This is a genomic window from Blastopirellula marina (genome assembly GCF_002967715.1).
GTDB classification, from domain to species: domain Bacteria; phylum Planctomycetota; class Planctomycetia; order Pirellulales; family Pirellulaceae; genus Bremerella; species Bremerella marina_B.
Genome location: NZ_PUIA01000016.1, coordinates 847483 through 866547, shown reverse-complemented (window position 1 = coordinate 866547; position 19065 = coordinate 847483). Strand labels below are relative to the sequence as shown.

General features: G+C 57.0%; 13 protein-coding genes. 1 reads left to right on the top strand and 12 read right to left on the bottom strand.

Features of this window, described 5'->3' with window-relative positions; translation table 11 throughout:
* Window positions 1-238: 238 nt before the first annotated feature.
* Entirely contained in the window at window positions 239-1447 is a 1209-nt protein-coding gene (locus tag C5Y96_RS05405) for a 2,3-bisphosphoglycerate-independent phosphoglycerate mutase (protein WP_105350650.1), read from the top strand.
* A gap of 40 nt (window positions 1448-1487) precedes the next feature.
* Here C5Y96_RS05405 and C5Y96_RS05400 read toward each other — a convergent pair whose 3' ends face one another.
* The 12 genes from C5Y96_RS05400 to C5Y96_RS05340 form a co-directional block, all read right to left on the bottom strand.
* Entirely contained in the window at window positions 1488-1784 is a 297-nt protein-coding gene (locus tag C5Y96_RS05400; protein WP_146115523.1) for a hypothetical protein, read from the bottom strand.
* 20 nt (window positions 1785-1804) lie between these two features.
* Complete coding sequence (locus tag C5Y96_RS05395; protein WP_105350645.1) at window positions 1805-3007, bottom strand: NPCBM/NEW2 domain-containing protein; 1203 nt, start codon at window positions 3005-3007, stop codon at window positions 1805-1807.
* A gap of 5 nt (window positions 3008-3012) precedes the next feature.
* Window positions 3013-4080 carry a prenyltransferase/squalene oxidase repeat-containing protein gene (locus C5Y96_RS05390; RefSeq protein ID WP_105350643.1) on the bottom strand — a complete coding sequence of 356 codons (1068 nt, stop codon included), beginning with the start codon at window positions 4078-4080 and terminating at the stop codon, window positions 3013-3015.
* Between the two features lie 13 nt (window positions 4081-4093).
* Window positions 4094-5044, bottom strand: coding sequence for a hypothetical protein (locus C5Y96_RS27245; RefSeq protein WP_158261102.1), 951 nt, complete (start codon window positions 5042-5044; stop codon window positions 4094-4096).
* A complete protein-coding gene (locus C5Y96_RS05375) occupies window positions 5037-9008 on the bottom strand; it encodes a hypothetical protein (RefSeq protein WP_105350637.1) in 3972 nt (1323 codons plus the stop codon). Before C5Y96_RS05375 ends, C5Y96_RS27245 begins: the two co-directional genes overlap by 8 nt.
* Window positions 9009-9030: 22 nt before the next feature.
* Window positions 9031-11433, bottom strand: a complete 2403-nt coding sequence (locus tag C5Y96_RS05370) for a hypothetical protein (RefSeq protein ID WP_105350635.1) — start codon at window positions 11431-11433, stop codon at window positions 9031-9033.
* Window positions 11430-13619, bottom strand: coding sequence for a BatA domain-containing protein (locus C5Y96_RS05365; protein WP_146115522.1), 2190 nt, complete (start codon window positions 13617-13619; stop codon window positions 11430-11432). The genes C5Y96_RS05370 and C5Y96_RS05365 overlap by 4 nt, the downstream gene beginning before the upstream one ends.
* Window positions 13620-13677: 58 nt before the next feature.
* On the bottom strand, window positions 13678-14571 hold the full coding sequence (locus C5Y96_RS05360; RefSeq protein ID WP_105350944.1) for a DUF58 domain-containing protein: 894 nt from the start codon (window positions 14569-14571) through the stop codon (window positions 13678-13680).
* On the bottom strand, window positions 14537-15577 hold the full coding sequence (locus C5Y96_RS05355; protein WP_105350633.1) for an AAA family ATPase: 1041 nt from the start codon (window positions 15575-15577) through the stop codon (window positions 14537-14539). Before C5Y96_RS05355 ends, C5Y96_RS05360 begins: the two co-directional genes overlap by 35 nt.
* Window positions 15578-15629: 52 nt before the next feature.
* Complete coding sequence (locus C5Y96_RS05350; RefSeq protein ID WP_105350632.1) at window positions 15630-18116, bottom strand: PQQ-binding-like beta-propeller repeat protein; 2487 nt, start codon at window positions 18114-18116, stop codon at window positions 15630-15632.
* Between the two features lie 170 nt (window positions 18117-18286).
* A complete protein-coding gene (locus tag C5Y96_RS05345; protein ID WP_105350630.1) occupies window positions 18287-18610 on the bottom strand; it encodes a hypothetical protein in 324 nt (107 codons plus the stop codon).
* Between the two features lie 4 nt (window positions 18611-18614).
* On the bottom strand, window positions 18615-19064 hold the full coding sequence (locus C5Y96_RS05340; RefSeq protein ID WP_105350629.1) for a DUF420 domain-containing protein: 450 nt from the start codon (window positions 19062-19064) through the stop codon (window positions 18615-18617).
* Window position 19065: the final 1 nt, after the last annotated feature.

Here is a 19065-nt window from a genome sequence, read left to right as displayed (position 1 = left end):
TGGGAGGTTTGCGGCAGAGCTGTGTGCTGGCCGGTTGATCATTGTCGCAAATTCACTTCCACCACCATAACGGACGTCGACAATCGCTGCCAAGTACCGCCTAGATGAAGGTTTAGGGTGTATTCCCTGCCAATCAGCTATGGTTGTGATTAGGGCAAAAAAACCGATAATTGACGGCTGTGCCCCTGATGCAAATTACCCACCCATCCACTTGTTAGATCGCAAAGAGAGCAACGCCATGGACCAAATCGACCTGGTGCGCAGCCTAAAGACCAAGAACAACACAAAGATCGTCATGTTTGTCGGAGACGGCCTGGGTGGGCTGCCACACGAACCAGGCGGTAAGACTGAACTGGAAGCAGCCAAGACACCCAACCTGGATGCCCTGGCCGCCAAGAGCGTGCAAGGGGGAAGCATCCCCGTGAAGCCAGGCATCAGCCCTGGTAGCGGTCCGGGTCACCTTGGTCTGTTCGGCTACGATCCGCTGAAGTTCCTGATCGGTCGTGGTGCGTTGGAAGCAACGGGTATCGGCCTTCCTTTGCAGGAAGGTGATGTCGCCGTTCGCTGCAACTTCTGCACGATCGATGCCGACGGCAAGATCACCGATCGCCGTGCCGGCCGTATCCCAACCGAAGAAAGCGCCCCGCTGGCCGAGAGCCTGAACGCGATCAAGATTCCCGGCGTGGAAGTGATCGTGAAGCCGGTAAAAGAACACCGCTTCGTGGTGGTCTTCCGTGGTGGTGATGGCCTGGGCGGCCATGTTGCCGATACCGACCCGCAAGCCACCGGCGTTCTGCCGCTTGATCCGGTTGGTGCCGACGAAGCGAGCCAAAAGACGGCTGTCATCGCCAAGCAGTTCTTTGAAGCGGCCAAAGAGATGCTTAAGGACGAGAAGAAGGCCAACTGCCTGACGATGCGTGGTTTCTCGGCCAAGCCATCGATTCCTACCTACGACGAAGTGTACGGCCTGAAAGCGGGTGCGATCGCCGTCTACCCGATGTACAAAGGGCTGGCGAGCCTGGTCGGTATGGACATCCTGGGTGATGCTCATTCGCTGGATGAAGAACTGGAAGTCCTGAAGCAACACTGGGAAGAGTACGACTTCTTCTTCATCCACTTCAAGTACACCGACTCGAGCGGCGAAGATGGCGATTTCGATGCCAAGGTGAAGCGAACCGAAGAGTTCGACGCTCAGATCCCCAAGATCCTGGCGCTGAACCCAGACGTGTTGATCGTTACCGGCGACCACAGCACTCCGTCGTTTCTGGCCAGCCACAGCTGGCACCCGGTTCCTACCTTGCTGTACTCGAACTGCTGCCGACCGGACGGTCACACGACCTTCGGCGAAGCAACTGCCTGCCGCGGCGGCTTGGGGTTGTTTGAAGCTCAGTACCTGATGAGCCTGGCCATGGCCAATGCCGGTCGTCTGCAAAAGTACGGTGCGTAAGCGCACGCTGTTCAGATAGTCATATCAGGCTGGGGCGAGGTTATCCTTGCCCCAGCTTTTTTGCGCAGTAGGTCAACACTTCCAGCAGAATCTCGTCTGGGCACTGCGGGTCATCAACGAAGAACCACCACTCGCTACACTGGGTGTTGGCAGAGAACCTGTGACCGCGATATCGGAAATCAAGCCACGCCTCGGTCACTCGATCGGAAACAAAACCGGTAACCTTCGCACCTGGCAGCCTGGCGATGTGATCGCGGAGCTGTTCGAAGGGGTAGCACTCTGGCAAAGCCCCGAAGTCACGCGAGCCATCATGCATGATGATATTGGTAAGCTTCATCGTATGCACCTCGCTGCGGTTCACTCCATCTCGAACCGGGCATCCATCCAGTTCGCATGGTCCAGGACGTCGGCTCCGTCGGCATACTCAACGACCAGGGCGACCCCTTTCATGCCTTGTACAGAAACATCGACATCCAACGGTGCCTGACCACCCCGAACGATCGGGCTCTCGTAGATCGTTTCCCACGACTTTCCTGTTTCACTGACAAAGACTTTAAAGATCACGCTGCCGGCACCATCGGTGTCGTCGTCGATGCCGACCTTCGCTTTCAGGCGGGCCGCTTGATTCTCGACCTTGTAAGCCAGACGCGAAGTCGCGTGCAAGCCAAGACCTTTCTGGCTGACGTAACCGTCGGACTTGAGTGTTCCCCCTTGGACGTTGCGGTCTTGGCGGTAGTCCCAGTTCGTATTCAAGAAGCCCAGGCTCTTGAAACCGATCGCTTCCAGATCACTTAAATAACGGACATCGGTCTCAATCGGGCGCAAGTAAGCCACGTAGACAAACGGGTTTTCCAGGGTGGAAGATCGCAGAGCAATGCCTTGGCTAAGACGCATCCGCAGGATGTCATCGGCCAGGGACAGTTCGGTGGCTAAAACCATCGAGCCATCGCGAAGTCCCACCCAAACCCCCTGCTCTACCGTCGGCAACTTGCCGGCCGATCGAGCGAAGTGAATCTCCGAGATCCGCTTGCGATCCAGTTTCAAAGCCTTATCGCCGATTTGAAACTCGACCGACAATGGAGTTAGCCGGCGAAACGTGCCGTCGATGTAATCGCCATTGGCCAGTAGCAACCGATCGCGTGTGCCATCGTAGGCATGAATACGATCGAGCGAGATTTGCGTTTTGTCGGGATCCAAGTAGGAACGAAGCAGGATTCCCCGCAACGGACGCATGGGAAACGTGAGTTCGTCCCACAAGCGGTTGTAGGCGTGCAGTTGCGTCCCTTCGGTACGAAGTTCCTTGGCCACGATACGAGAACCATCCTCGAACACCACAACGCCATCGTCACGAATCAAATGCGGGTTGCCAAACCGAACAACGCTGGTGGCGTTGATGTCACCGTCGCTGGTTTTCCAACGATCGATCGACGGGATCTCGGTGATTGCAACGTTCGCCTCTCGTTTACCGATGGCAATCAGAGGACCGTCAAGACGTGTCTGACCATAGGCGACGCCCGCAGCGAGTGCGATCCAAGCAAAGATGAAACTACGAGCAAGCAAAATGATTACTTCTGGAAGATAGGAAGATAGTTATTGGGAAGTTGCAGTACGATGCAAGCCATCGCAGTGCCGTATTCAGGACAGATAAAGTCGGTCCAGAAACCTTGGGCCGTCTGTCGTTCGGTCAGCACTTCGCGGATCATGCGGTAGTATCGATCCCACCGCTGTGTGCCCACGTGCCAAAACGCTTGAGCCGCATAATACTGGCCGTAGAAGAAATGGTTATTCCCACGGAACGTGCTTTCCTGGGGAAGGTTGTCGTCCAGATACTTCAGGGCCCGCTCGATCACTTCCCCTTCGTACATACCGGCGCTGTATAGTGCGACAACGCCAGCGGCCGAACGCGGAAACGCACTAGGGCCGCCACTTAGCATATAGCTGAAGCCCCCATCGGCGTTCTGACTGCGGGTAACGTAATCGATGCAGCGATCAACCGTTTCATTCGGGACGAAGATGCCGGCATTCCTGGCCGCACGCAAAGCCATCATCTGACAGACCGTTACCGAAATATCGGCTTCGCTACGGACCGGCTGATAACGCCAGCCTCCGTCGGCATTCTGCGTGTCGACAATCAGCTTGATGGCTGCTCGAACCGTATCGCGAAGCTCCGGAGCGTTGGTCATTCCGTAAACTTCCGCCAGGAACAGTGTCGCGAACCCGTGTCCGTACATGGGTCCATGCGTGCGCGCGTTGGGTAGCGCAACGAACCCGCCGCTTTGCGTGTTGGCCAGCAGATAGTCGAGGCAAGCGGAGATGTTCGCTCCATACGGTCCGCGATTGGGCGAACTACCGGCGGCCATGAATGCCAGGCCGGCCAGGCCGACGACCGCCGTATTCGCGCGGTAGCCATCGGCACCAAACGCGCCGCGTTGACTGCCATCCATCGTTTGCCGCTCGACCAGGTACTGCAGCCCCTGATCGATGCTCGATTGCACTTCGCGCGTGATCAGCCCGCGTGAGTTGCGCCGAGACGTGCCGCGCCACTCTTGTGCGGGCAACAGCGACCCCACACCGCAGCTTCCGGCGGCGGCTAAGGCAGACTTCAATAAAGTTCGGCGAGAATAATGGCTCATACGGCTTCGCTGCTTATTCTTCGATTTCGGCCAGCTTGCGGAAATACTCTTGGGTCAGTCGCTCGTACTTCGGCAGAAACCGCTCCATCGAGCTGTTGGAAATCTGCTTCCGCAAGTGCGGCGGCAAATTGCCCCAGGCCTTTTTGATCAATGCGTCTTGTTCCTCGGGCGAGATCGCCAGGACCTTGCCGTCGCGTACTTTGTCGCTGCTGTTTTGGGAGTCTTCGCTAGTCTTCCCTTCTTGCATCTGAGCCTGGCTGGGCTGCGAGTCCCCTCCTTGCTGCTGTTGTTGCTGCGACTGGCTTTCCCCTTGCTGTTGCTGCTGCGACTGCTGCTGACCTGATTGTTGCTGCTGTTGCTGTTGGCCGCCCTGCTGCTGATTCTGTTGTTGGTTTTGTTGCTGCTGGCTTTGCGACTGATTTTGCTGTTGCTGCTGTTGTTGATTCTGCTGCTGATTCTGATTTTGGGAGTTGCTATTGGATTGGTTTTGATTGTTCTGGTTGTTTTGCTGTTCCAGAAGCTTTTCGATCTCTTCGATGATCTCTTGCTGCATCGCAACCGTTTTCGATTCGGCCTGACCACCAGCGATTCGTTTTTGTACTTCTCGCATCAGTCCCCCGATTTTGGTCAGGGGATCTTCTCCTTGAATCTGTTCGGTCTGATCGGTTCCAAAGCCGCGTGGTCCTTCCGGTTTGGCCTTGGCCCCCCCTTCGCCGACATCTTTACCATCGGTCGGCGTGCCAGCATCAACGGGGGGCTTCGAGTCGTCCGGTGCCGCTTTGGCTTCGGCCGGAAGATCAAGATCGTCGAACAGATCGCTCCCCAGGTCGTTGAACAGTTCTTCGTCCAGCGAAGACATTCCGGCCCCGTCATCCTTCGCTTCCTGGGCGCGAACGGGGACCGTCATCATCGCGATCAACAGGCTGGCGATGATCCAACTGGTGGTGACAAATCGATTAGACATCGTTCTCTTCCTCCTGATCGGCGTCGGCAGGCTCGGTCGGTTCGATATCGGGCAGATTCTCAGGATCGAAGATCTCTTCTTCGGTGTTCTTGATCAAATTGAGCGTCATCTCGGAGAGTCGTCCCTGTTCCGCGGCAAGCCGCGACAGTTCGGCCTGGTCTGCCTCGTTGGCCTTTTTCTCAATTCTCTCGCCCAGTGTCTGGGTGCGTGACTTGAGGGCCTCTTGCATCATCTTCAACAGCCGTAACTGAGCCGTCTGGCTGATTCCATCCTGGCTACCTTGTTGCTGTTGCTGCTGGTCTCCTTGGTCTTGTTGCTGCTGGTCGTCCTGTTGCTGATCTTGGGAACCTTGCTGTTTCTCTTCTTCCTCCATGGCAGCGATCAACTGCTCGAGTCGCTGCACTGCTTCGTCGGCCAGTGAAAGCATTCTTGCGTCGATCTCGCCGGTGTCCAGCAACCGCGAAAGATCGGTCGTTACCTCGGCAGTCAATTGCAGTGAAAGGTGATACACTTCGGCCTTGGCAATCGACTCGGCGAAAGAGCGGATCTCGTCGGTCAGGGTCGCTTGTTCGAGCGAGATCCCTTCGAGCGTTTGTTTCTGGGCTTGAGAAAGTTGCCCGCTCTTCTTTTTGATCTCGTCCAAGCGAACCAGTTCATCTCGAATGCGTGTTTGGCGGATAATAAGCTGCTCGATCGACTGCTTCAGCTTGGCGGCCTGCTCTTGGGCCAGGTCTTGCTCGACCTGCTCTTGGCGATCCTCGAGCTCCTGCTGAGCTTCTTCCAGGTCTTTCTGTGCCTGGTCGATCTCGTCTTGAAGCTGCTGCGTGTCCATGTTCTGGGCATTCTTGGCGGCTTCCTCCAATCGCTCCGCCGCATCACGAACCTTTTCGGCCGCTTTCTGAGCGGTTAGTCGTTCGAGCTTGCGAGCCAGACGTTCAGCTTGTTCCTTTAACTGGTTAGCCTGTTGCTTCAGATTCTCGAGCTTTCGCTGTTGCGATTGTGGCGACTGCTGGTTCCCCATATCGCCAGACTGCATTTGGGCTTCCTCCGCTTTGCGCTGGAGTTCCTTCTGGCGATCTTGCAACTCTTCCAGTTCTTGTTGAGCTTCGTCCAGTTTCCGCTTCAATTCTTTCTTGTCGGTCTCGCGACGGTTTTGTAGCGTGTCGAGCACGTCCTCAAGCGACTTTTCAACCTGCTGCTGCGACTCTTTGGCGGAAGAGAGTTGGTTCTGTTCGATACGCTGCCCTGCTTGCCGCATTCGCTGCGAGACAGCCGCATCTCGGTTCTCGTTGATGGCGTCTTTGAGGGTGTTCGCGACCTCTTCGCTTTCCGGATCGTTCTGCATCATGTCTCGCATACGCGATTGAATGCGATCGAGTTCGCCGGCCAGGTCCGTTTGCTCTTCGGCCATCTGCTTCAAGTCGGCGCGGTCTTCCGGGGACATCCGTTCGACATCCTGCCCAATCGTCTCGGCTTGTTTTTCTTCCGTTCGCTTCTCAAGATCTTTCTGACGATTGGCCAAATCGCGCACATCCATCGCGAAGCGGCGGAAGGTATCCCACTTGTTCAGATCGTTCTGCCAGTCCTGCAGTTGCCCCGCGACCTTCTCTTGCCGCTTGCCAATCTGGTCTAGCTGCTGCTGGGTACGCTTGGGGTCCTGCTCGTTCGATTCCGACGAACCCTCGGTTGCCGGTGTCGCGGTCATCGGCTGGTCCGAAGGTTCTTCCCCTCCGGTCGGAGTCGTATCGCGATCGTCAGGCGTACCACTGTCTGGCTTTGCGGCGTTCTCTTCCGGGTTAGGTTGATTCTTATCGGCCCTCGTTGGCGTGGAATCAGAACCTGATTCATTGTCTGGGGTGTTTTCGTCCGAGTTGTTCTCGCCAGAGCGTTCCCCCATGGCGGTTTCCGCCGGAGTATTCTTGCCGGAAGGCTTGTCGGCAGATTCGCTTCCGCGTGGTGTCTGACGACGGAGCTGAGTGATTTCCGATTCGATGGGTGTCAATTCAGAATCAGCGATCGACTGAATCTTCTCTTGCAGATCCTGCAAAATCTCCGAGGCATCGTGATCGGTTTGGCGATTCTGCTTCAGCTCATCCAATAACTGGTCAATCAGCTTGGCGGCACTGTCGCGTCCGGCAACCAGCTTCTCGCGAACGTTCTTTTGGTTCTGTTCGCCGTTCTGCAGGTTAGCCAACTCCGCCGGTCCCAGTTGTGAGCCTTCTTCGAGCTTGATTTCCACGCTGCGCGTCTGCTGCCGGGCATCTTGCTGCAATCGGCGGGCCTCGGCAATCTTCGAGATGATCTCGCGCTGCTGCCGATTCACACGCTGGTCGAGTTGCTCCTGCGAAATGATCGTGATGATCCGTGGCAGGCTCGTTCCGGTTTGCGGGCGGTAGTCGGTGGCGGTGATCGTCAACTCCAGGATTGTCCCAGGCGTCAGACCTTCCAGCTGGGAGAAATCGAGGGAGTGGGTGATCTCTAAATCTTCCGAGAGCCCCATCGCCAGGTTGCTGGGTGCCGATTCGAAGGGACGTTCTTCCGGACCGGTAAAAAGCGACTGCTCGATGAGGACGGTGCTGTCGGCCTGCTTCTTGACGATCAACTTCACGTCCTGTGTCTGCAAGTCATCACGAACGCCTGCGGAAAGATCCAACAGGGCCGACAGCGTGAGCGACATATTGCGATCGGGCTGAACCCACGAAACGATGGGAGGCTTGTCGGCGATTACACGCACGGGGAAACGCCGCCCTTCGGCCTTCTTCAAGCCAGATTCAACCGTCACTTCGATCCAATAATTTCCACTAGCCGCCAGAATCGGCCCCTGGGCTGGCTCATTGTCCGCACCTTCCGGCGGTGTCGAAAAGCTGTAGCCATCTTCGCCAATCACCAACGGGAAGACTTCCGATTTGCCATTGGCCTCGAAGACAAACTCGGCCTGGGTGATCTTCTGATCCACTTTGCCAAATAGCTGCGTGGTCGTTCCTTCCAGGGCGATGATCGATCGCGGCGACTGGCTGGGTAGCCACCGTGTATATTCCGGTGGAACCAGCGTGACCTGCACGTCCGAGAACTTCGGCGGCTTAACCACATCGACCGCATGCCAGGTCATCGTGTCGTCGTCGCCACCTTCCACGCGAAACTCGAAAGCCCGCTGAATGCCATCTAACTGGTAAACCATCCGGTTGGCTTGCAGGTCTAGTTGCATGGGGTGCGTCATCGGTTGGCCATCCGATTCGTAGCGAACCTGAAGCTCGACCATCGCAGGCAGATTGTGATTGAGGTCTTCCACCTCGATCACCGCGCGGCCCCCTAACGGAACAATTTTCGGCGGGTCAATCAGGGCCAGGTTATTTTGTCGCGGCCACTCGATCGTGCTCCACGGCATTGCCAGCCGCGACACGGCGGTGCCGAACTGTTGTGGCGAAAAGAGCAAGACGGACAAAAACACGAAGACCACACCGCCAAGCGCATAAATAGCTTTGGTAGCAAGATGACGATTGAGGGCGACCGACAAATCGGTGTAGGTTAACGTATCGGCCATCTCAGCAATGTGCTTGCGGCGGAAATACGCCGAACTGCCGGCGGCGTCTTCCTCGTCCTGTTCCAGGAAGAACAAGGCGCTCGAAATCTTATCGCGCAGTTCGGGAAAGAACTGTTCAATCCGCTGGGCAATCTGCTGTAGCGAAGGGGCCCACTTCCACGCAGGGATAATCCACCAGACGACCGCGAACACCAGGCCGCCAAGCGTTACCAGCGAGAGAAACCAGCGAGTTCCGAAATCGTCTTGCCGCAACAGATAATCGAACAGGGCCATGCCCAACAGCAACAGCAGCCCGGCGGCGAGTCCCCACGCCGTGCCGCGCAGACGAACCCGCCGCATCGCACCACGGCGTGCTTCTTCGACCCGCTGGACCACCAGGTGGTGTACGGAGCGACTGTTCGATTTTTGTGCGTCGGATGCCATCCGTTCCGATCCTCGGGAAAAACTATACCAGGCCCATGCGTTTTCGCAGAACCCACTCACCAATTAATAGTGTGACGAACAATAGGGCAAGTTTCCAGGAATTCCAGAGCGGCTCAGGGGGCAACGTCTGAATTCTTACCTGTCGTCCTCGTGGTAGGGCTTCTAACAACGAGTCTGCTTCCAAAAACGAAAAATACTGCCCCCGGGTCGACGAGGCCGTTTGACGGAGTTCGGACAAGTCCATGTCCAAGCGGGTCATTTCTCCGGCGATCGGATCGACGGAGAAAAAGGTCGACGGGGGTTCGGTTGCCCCAGAATCGCCTCGCAGCAGTGGCTGCACAATCCACAACCGATGGTCGCCGGCGGTCAGCCCTGGAATGGTCGCTTCAAATAAATCTCGATTACCGGCTACGCGCGACATGGTGATCGTTCGTGTTCTTCCATCCGGCTTCTCGAGCGTCAGCTGTACGCCGTCGTCTTCAGGAGGTGCTTCGCTCTCGTCGAAAAATCGCACCCGAGCTGTCGCGGACTCGCCGGTTCGGTAGTTGGAACGATCAACCGTGATCTCGACGGAACCGTCCGAATCGAGCAAGCTGGAGCGTGCCAGGTAGCGGATTGTCTGCATCCAGAATTCGTCGTGATAGTCCCACCGCCACAGATCGTCACTCCCCAGGAACATCACCTTGCCGCGGCCGATAAACTGCTGCGTGAGGAAAGGCTGCTTCGATCCATCCGTCCTTGTCGCCGTAGCGAGTGTCTGGGCTCCTGGCTTGAGATGCTCGATCGGCACGTGCCAGTAAACCTGGTTCATGCCCCGCCATGCGGCGATCGTATCGGCCGGCATCTGGGTGACCTGCAGCGGCAACGTATTGAGCCCCAAGTCCGACAGTTCGACCGGTATAGGCTGGACGTAGGCCTGATCGGGGTCGGACCGCCGGGCATCATCCAACGAAAACGGCAGCAAGGCGGCCAGCGGTGTCGAGCGATAGTCCCACGGCATATAGAACTGCCCACCGACGAAGATCAAACCACCCCCTTTTACCTGCACGAAATCTTGCAGGTTCTGTAGTTGCTCGCGGCTGAGAAACGCCGGATTGACGTCTCCCATGATTACAACATCGTAGTCGAACAACTCTTCGCGCGTGCCGGGGAATGCTACCTGGGCGGTCTCGTCCTGGTCGGCATACGATTGATCGGCATCTTGCAGAATGGTAGTCAGCTCAAACGCTTTTTCATCCGCCCCAGATACCGGGCTACGTTTCAACTGCCGCTCGAGAAGCATCTTCAGAAAGCGGAACTGAAACCGCGGATACGCTTGAACGTACAGCACGCGAATGGTCGCATCGAGCACTTTCACTTTGCGCGTGACCGAGATATTGTCCTCTTCCGCGTCGCTCCCTTCGCGTTCGGCCTTCACGACGTAATTGAAGTCACCCACTTCTTCCGGACGGAATTGCAAGCGAATCTCGCGGGTAACGCGCGCGGCCGGCAGCGTTACGTTTTGCTCGTCGAGCGTTAGCTCCGGTTTTTCGCGATCGGCAACCGAAAGCCGAACCGATTCCCCTTCCATCCCTTGGGCGGAAAGACGTATCACGAACGAGAGCGTATCCCCCACAAACGCGATCGGATCGACCACCACTTCTTCAATGTGCAAGTCGCGGGAAAGCTGCTGACTGCCGATTCCAATCGGGAAGATCGGTACGCCACGCAGCGCCGCTTGCTGGGCACCTTCGGAAAGGTTCGGTCCTTCAATCGTTACACCGTCACTCAAAAGCACGATCGCTGCCGTGGGTCGGCCACGCTGCTGCTCTAAGATCTGCGACAAGCTGGTCCCCAGTCGACTGACCTGCCCTTCAGGTTTGGCCGATCGCAGTAAGTCGGTGAACTGATCGTCCGGCACGGTCAATGCTCGGCCTGATTCTCCCATCCAGTAGGTTCGCACGTTATAGCGATCGCGGAGCTTGGCCATCAACGATTCGTTGTTTTCCAAGAGTAGCGTGCGAGCCTGATTCCAGCGGGTCGGCTCGCCCAGGTTGGCGGCTTCCACGCGCGAACGAATCAGCGACTCGTCGCCAGGCGCAAACGTATCGAGATGCGACATACTTTCCGTATCGTCAACCGCAATCACCAGGTCGGGTGCGTCGGTCTGAAACGGCTGCTGCTGAAGGCCATACAGCATGAACAGCACAATGCCGACCAGTGTCAGGCGGGCAATCAACAGCACGGCCCACTTGGGAATGGCCCGCTGGATGTTCTCTTTGTGGTAGATCCAACCGAAGAAGAGGATCGCCGCGATGACCAGTACCAACGTAACCCAAGCCGCCCACGGCGGTGCCCACTGCAGGGTCACTTCCATGGTAGAATCGGCTGCCGGACTGTCATCCGCCAAGGTCCACCGAACGAATTGTCGCCATGCGTCGTTCATCGTGCGGCGGCCCCAAATCGATAGGCCAGAAAACTCTCGAAGAATAACAAACCCAATACCAGCACCAAGGCATAGCGGAACAGTTCAACCGATGCCGGCACTCCGGCCACCTGACCGGCGGCACTTGGGTCGAACCCACGATCCCCTGGCTGTAGCGATGGAGGTACGTTTTCCATCGCTACGCGGCTCAAATCACTTTCGCGCGTGTCGGCATTGACCGCGAACTCGACCTTTTCGTTCGCGCGATCAGAAAGGGACTTCGAGCGATAGATGCCAATCTGATCGGTTCCGTCAAACGCCCAGAACAAGCGGTCATCGCGTGCGACTGCTTCAATGCGACTGGTCTGATCATCGGGTAAAATGACCTCGATCAAGTTCGCCCCGGGATCTCCTTCAATCACCCCCTCAAACATGTCGCCAAGCTCTCGATTGCGGCGATCAAACTGCGAGGCGACGGCGAGCGAGAGAGACTCTTGCACCAGTGGCGGGAAACTGGGCCACGTCGGAAAAACAGTCCAGGCTTCGGGCGGATCAAGTGAACGATCGACCGAATCGGTACTAGCCGGCAAACAGAACACAATCACATTGCCACCCAACCGAGTCGCGACGGCATCATCTTTCTTGGGCGAAAGCGTTTGATAACGCGACGTCACAATGGCCGGATCGCCGGTCCCAAACCAAAGAGCCGTTTGCGCAGTTGAACCTGCTCCGACAGTAACCTTGAAATAATTCCACACCGGCGTGGTCAACAACCCACCGGCTTGCTGGCCACGAAAGGGTTCCAGGATAGGACTCTCGTATTGCCGTGGATCTAAAAAGTACTCGCCACGCGGAGACGGAAAATCCAGCTTGATATCAATCAACGGCAGCGCCCCATCTTTCCCCTTGGCAAGAGCCCCGTTGTAGCTGGCTGCCTGGACGCGGTCTCCGAGGAACATCACCAGCCCGCCACCTCGTTCGACAAACGTGCGAAGTATGGCGGCCTCGTCGGGGGCGATCTGGGCCACGTTGGATAGATAAACCGCATCGTACGAGAGGAGATCGATATCCATCAGGGCCGAAGCACTCATCGTCTCGACCTTGACAGGAGACTGGATCGAATCGGAGGGATCGAGGGCCAACTTCAAAAACTTGAGTGACGGGACATCGTCGGCCAGGCACAAAATCCGCAGCTGAGGTTTTACTTCCACCACAAGGTACCGGCGATTATCGGTAAGCAGCAGATCCTCTTCCAAACGAAACTCAACCGAGTGCGTACCTGCCTGGCTGAAGACTGTATTCATCTCGACCGAGACGACCTGGTTATCGACAAACGGCACCACCTTCTGCGAGACGAGCCGCCCATCGACCAGCATCTGCACGACCTGGCTGGGAAGCTCTGAGGCATTATCGCACGAAACGTCCACGCGAAACCGGGCCGACTGGTCAGGCGTCAAGTAGGGGGTCAACTGCGTCGCACCAATGATCGCACTGTTGGTTGTTTGCGGTTGTCCGACATCGAATGTTCGCACGACGGCCAGTTCTTCGATCTTGGCCAGTAGCTGTTCGTTGGTTTGCGTGGCCGCCTCCTTCCAGGTCACGTCGCCGTAGTCGGTCAGGATGCATACCTGGGCACGACGCAGGCGAGGAAAATCACGGGCAGCGATACGCAGCGTCCCTTCGATCTCGGCCAGGGCAAGGTCGAGCACGGCGACGCCTGGGTCGATCTCGATTTGCTCAAGTTCCCGCAGCACGTCACTCGGATCGAACGCTGGCTCGGAAATGATTCCTTTCGACGTGCGTCCCATCGCCAGCAGCGTGAACCCGTCTCCTTCGCCGGCTTCGCTGATGATCCGCCGAGCAAGTTCCTTGGCTTGATCCAATCGCGTCTGCCCTTGTTCGCCGTAGGCCATACTGTACGACTGATCGATCACCAGAACCGTATGCGTGGCCGATCCGGGACCGCCGAAGCCACTGATGCCGGAAGCGCCCGTGCAGGAAATATCCGCCAGGGCAATCGCAAAGAACAAGAGGATCGCGCAGCGGACCAGCAACAGCAACAACTGCTCGACTTGAATGCGGCGGCGGTTCTTCTTCATGGCCGCCAGCAGAAACTTCATCGCAGCCCAATCCGTTTCGCGATACCGACGACGATTCCACAGATGGATGAGAATTGGTGCCACGGCGGCCAATCCCCATAACAGCATCGTCGCACTGGATAAAGCGAAAGGGTTCACAGGCTAATAAACGTTTCGTTGAAGTGGGCTACACGAGCCGGGCATTGCGATGATTGAAAAAGTTCCGCAGCACGGCGTCGAACGGCTGGTCGGTTCGGATCTGAACGTAATCCATCTGGTTGGCAAGCGACTGGCTGCGCAAATCGTTGATGAAGGCCTCGATCTCTTCGCGATACGCTTTGCGAACCGAGACAGGGTCGGCCAACAACTCAGGAAAGGCTTCTAGTCCGTTAAACATGGTCGGGCGGTCGAAAGGGAAATCGAGTTCGGCCGGATCGAGTACTTGCATCAAAATGATGTCGTGCTTGCGAAACCGCAGGTGCTTCAGTCCGGCCATGATCGAGTCGACTTCGTCGAAGAAATCGCTCAACACGATCACTAAGCCTCGACGATTCAGCCGCCCGGATAGCTCGTGCAAAAGAGGACCGATCTGGGTTTTCTCTTTCGACTCGACCGATTGCAGCACGTCGATTACCTGCTGTAGCTGAACGGGGCTACCGCTAGGTGGGACCAGTGAACGAACTTGTTCGTCGAAGGTAACCAACCCAACAGCGTCTTGCTGCTGCAGAATCAGCCAGGCCAGCGTCGCCCCAATGCACTGGGCATACTCGAGCTTGCTCAGCGCGGTGCCGGTACTCTTGTAGCGCATACTCTCGCTGACATCGACCACCAGGTTGCAGATCAAGTTCGTTTCGTCTTCGAACTGCTTGATGTAGTACTTATCGGTGCGGCCGAGAACTTTCCAGTCGAGGTAGCGCAAATCATCCCCCGGCGCGTAATCGCGGTGCTCGGCGAATTCGATCGAGAACCCACGATGCGGGCTACGATGCGAGCCGGCGATCAGGCCTTCAACGATGTGCTTGGCCCGAAGCCGTAGCCCCTGGACCTTAGCCAGCGTCTGAGGATCTAAAAGCGTCGACAAATTGCTGGTCCTCTACCGTGGTAGGAATGGTTTCCAAAAGCTGCTGAACGACATGATCGGTGGTGATGCCTTCGGCGTCGGCGTTGAAACTGGTCCGAATACGGTGCCGCAGGACCGGCAAAGCAACGGCCTTCACGTCGTCGGTTGTGGCGAACTCGCGACCGTGCAAAATGGCCCGAGCCTTGGCACCTAGCACGAGGAATTGGCTGGCTCGCGGACCGGCCCCCCACTGAATGTACGGTTCCATCTTCGATGGAATGTCGTTGCCACGGCGCGTCATACGCACCAGACGAATCGCGTACTGAGCAACGGGGTCGGCCACCGGCACACGCCGCACGACTTGCGAGAGTTGAATGATCTCTTCGCCGGTCAGTAGTGGCGAGATCTCGGTGCTGATATCGGCGGTCGTCCGTTTGACGATTTCTAGCTCTTCCCGTTCTGAAGGGTAATCGATCCGCACGTTGAACATGAATCGATCGAGTTGTGCTTCCGGCAGCGGATAGGTCCCTTCCTGCTCGATCGGGTTTTGCGTGGCCAGCACGAAGAACGGCTTCGGCAACGCATGCTTCGAGCCACCAGCGGTGACTTGTTTTTCCTGCATCGATTCGAGCAAAGCGGCCTGGGTCTTGGGGGGCGTGCGGTTGATTTCGTCCGCCAGGATCACGTTGCTGAAGATCGGCCCAGGAATGAAGCGATAGGCACGCTCGCCGGTGCTGCGATTCTCTTGAATGATTTCGGTACCGGTGATATCCGACGGCATCAGGTCCGGCGTGAACTGGATCCGGTTGAACTCCAGGTGCAATGCACTGGCCAGCGAGCGGACCATCAATGTCTTCGCCAGGCCAGGAACCCCTTCCAGCAAACAGTGACCGCCAGCAAAGAGGGCGATCAACAGCTGTTCGACGACTTCTTCCTGACCGACAATCACCCGGCCGATTTCGCGTTGCAGAAGTTCGTATGCCTCGGCCAGTCGGGCGGCTGCGGCGGCATCATTTTCGCTCGTCATTCGATCGTAGTCCGTATGAATTCAATTGCGGAAATGGATAAGGCGACTCTATCTACTTATCGTTCTTGGTTGGGGCTTTTTTAAAGGAAGGTTCCGGCGGGTCGAGCAGGAGCGATGGCGAGTAAACCGTCATGCGGCTGGGAGAAGCAACGATCATCTGCCCACCGGCGACAACGATATTGCCTCCTTCTTCTCCGTATTGCAGCAGATCCACCGGCAAGGCCGCTTCTTTCACCGCGCCGCTTGAATCGAGCTGCGCCCCGAGGCGGAATATCTTATCACGCGTCGGCCAATAAACTTGATCTCCCACCAACGCTCCGCGTCCGTACCCGCGATCGCGGAACATTTGATTGACGTTGGGGAACTCGGCCCGGATCTTGCCGGAGTGCAGTTGCACCCAGAACAACTGTTCGCCGCTGACTAGCACGTCATCTTTCGTCGCTCCCAAAAGATGTAACGGCTCAAGACCACCAGGCACCGTCTGCCAGACCAACTGCCCCGTGGCCGCATCGAGAGCCAGTAAACGCTCGCAGTCGAGGGGCATCGTGACCACAAGCCCGCGGGTAACAATGCAGGGGTTCACGTTTCGCTGCACAAGCGAATGTGCCAACTCCAACCGATCGGGAATCAACCTCCGACGTGGATACCGCGTTAGCCATAGCATGTCGCCACGATCGGCTTCCAACGCCGCAATGACACCGTGATTGGTGTTGTAATACAGAACCCCATCTTTCAGTGTCAGCAAGTTGTGCGAGCGAAAGCCATACTCACCGTCGGCAACCAGGCCGCTTCCGTAGGGCTGTGTCAAACAGATCGTTCGACGCCATAGCATCTGCGAGGTGGTCCAGTCGAAACAGGCCACCGCCGACTCGTCGCGTACGCCCGACTTGATCATGCCGCAGTACAGGCGGTTCCCTTGCAGGATTGCCGTACCTTCAAACGACCATGGGCCGGAAAGCTCGGTCACCGGTGGAATTCGGGCTTCGAGCTTTCCTTCCTTCCGCATATCGAATACGACCATATCGGCCGGATCTTGAAACTGCGACTGCACGTAAGGGACACCGATGGCAGTTGTTCCCAACCGCGCGACCAGCTTGGTATCGTCCGACGAAAGGGTGAAGCGATCGGGGCCGAGGGCAGGCAATAGCTTCAGCGACATGGCCGACAAAGGGGAACCACGCCGGCGGCCACGCATGTTGAAATCGAAGTCGAGTCGTCGACCGCTGGTATGAAACGCGCCATAGTCGAGTTCATCTTGATCGAAAAACTGCGAGCCTTCCGTGGGAAACGCCGGGAGGCCACTCTCAAGCTGAAACGCACGAACGCGTTCTTCATCGGCGACGATAACGTTACCATCCAGCACGACAGGATACGTACTGAGCAAGCCCTCTGAGGATTCGGCCACCAAGGGGATACGCTGCGTTTCCTTCTCTTCACCAAAGCTGTTACGCCCTGACGGACGCGACAACGAATGGGTCTCTAACGAAACGCTCCAATTGGGTTTGTACGTCTTGGCCTGCTTCGGCAAGTCGGCCTTAGCCGTACGTGCATACGAGCCGGCAAATGTCAGCCAACCTTTAGAATACTGCGATGCATGTTCTCCGGGCGACGAAGTCAACAGCTTGGCAAGAAACTGAGCGTAGTTAACGTCGCGTCCCCCCAGGTACCCTTGGGCATCGGGATTCAGTTGCCGTAGCAGCTCGAGTTCGACCGCTGCGCGATCGCTGCTTCCCTCCAGCCACGAGGCCAGGCACAGCCGAGCCCAGACAGCAGCAGGGGCGACGTCGCTATCGGGAATGGTCGCCAGGGAACTGGAGGCCTGGTTTGCATCCAACAGGCTTTCGATGTAATCGCGGTGCTTGCCCCAGTCGACACCATCCACGGCCACCCAAATCGGCTGCCCTGGCATGGCCAGCAAAACACCTTGGGGGTCGTCTGGAGTTCGATAACGCGGAGAGATTCGTTCCCAGGCCGTCCGGGCTTCGTTAAATCGACCTTGTTCGAGAAGCAGATCTCCCAGTTGCAGCAGCGCCTCGTCGGCGTGACGACTGAGAAAGTACGTATTGATTGCAGCGGAAAGCTCGGCCGGGTCGCGAGAGGCCATCGCAGCGTCCAGGTCATCTTTGGCCAAGGAATCGATCCGCGTGCGGTACGCCTCGAGGAACTCAGGTATCTGCCGCGAATACTCCGAGATGCGGCGACGCAGGTACGTCTTCAGTTCGACGTAGTAGACATACTCGCTTCCCAGATCTACCTGGTCGCTACCCTGGGCAATGAGTTCATTCCCGTGGCTGCTGATAAGGCGTTCGAGGGTGTCGATCGCGTCCTGCCATTTTTGCTGCTGCAGTTGCTGATCGACCTGGGCCAGCAGGTTCTTGGTGTCATTCTTGGTTTCGGGAAGCTCGACGGTCAGTGAGAATTCGGCCCGCGCGAATACATCCTGAACCTGGCCCAAGGCATGTGTCGCGCCCAGGAGCAAGAAGGGAAGGACCCAAACAAGTCCTGCAGATCGCGATGTCAGCGTTGGCCTAGGTCTCATGCACTCGCTATTCCTGACGAAAATTGCCTTCGCCTTACAGTATAGAAGCCGCCACAGTCCCGGAAAAGCAAAGCGTCAGCCTGGAACTTGCGATTCCACCAACTATTGGGGGAAAGGGTGCCAGTTAGAACGGCTGATTTCTAGAGAAAAGACACGAAGAACCCGCCGGACTAGTCAAACGCAGGGGGCTGGGTAGGAATACCCTGCTTTGCTTTTTTCAGTGCGATCTCGCTCAGTTCGTCGGCGGACAGTTCCTTTCGCTCGGTCGCGGGCCTACGCAGGTAGCAAACCACAATGTACGAGAAAAAGCTTGCCAGCAGTACATAGGGCACGATCATCATGAACAAGATACTGAACGCATACGCGCTGACGTAGTTATCGCTCAGGCCATTTTTGCACGTAGGACACGCCCAGGCCCACGAAGGGGCTCCCAGCACCAACAGCAAAGCTGCGGCGTATATCGGTTTGACGAAGATGGCTTTCAGGGCGTTCATGATCCTAAGCCGCGACCTCAGGCGGGAAGAACTGATACAAACAAAGATAAACCAAGACGCCGGTAATGGAAACATAAAGCCAGATCGGAAAGGTCCATATGGCAATTTTACGGTGCGCTTCCCGGCGATCTTTGAGGCCCAGGTAGATGGTAATGACGGCCAGAAAGGGGACGACCGCTGCCAGCACCACATGGGTCAGCAGCATCCCGTAGTAGCTGTAGCGAATCCAACTGGCCGGATACTCGGGAAACGTCTTGCTGTGACCTTCCATCAGCGCATGATAGACCAGGTAACACACCAGAAACACGACCGACACGCCGAAGCAGCCCAGCATCGTCCATTTGTGTGCATTGACTTTACCCATCTTGATCAGCACGAAACCGACCACCAGCAGCAATGTGGCCAGGCCGTTGAGCGATGCGTTCACATGGGGTAACAGCGATACCAGGTCCACG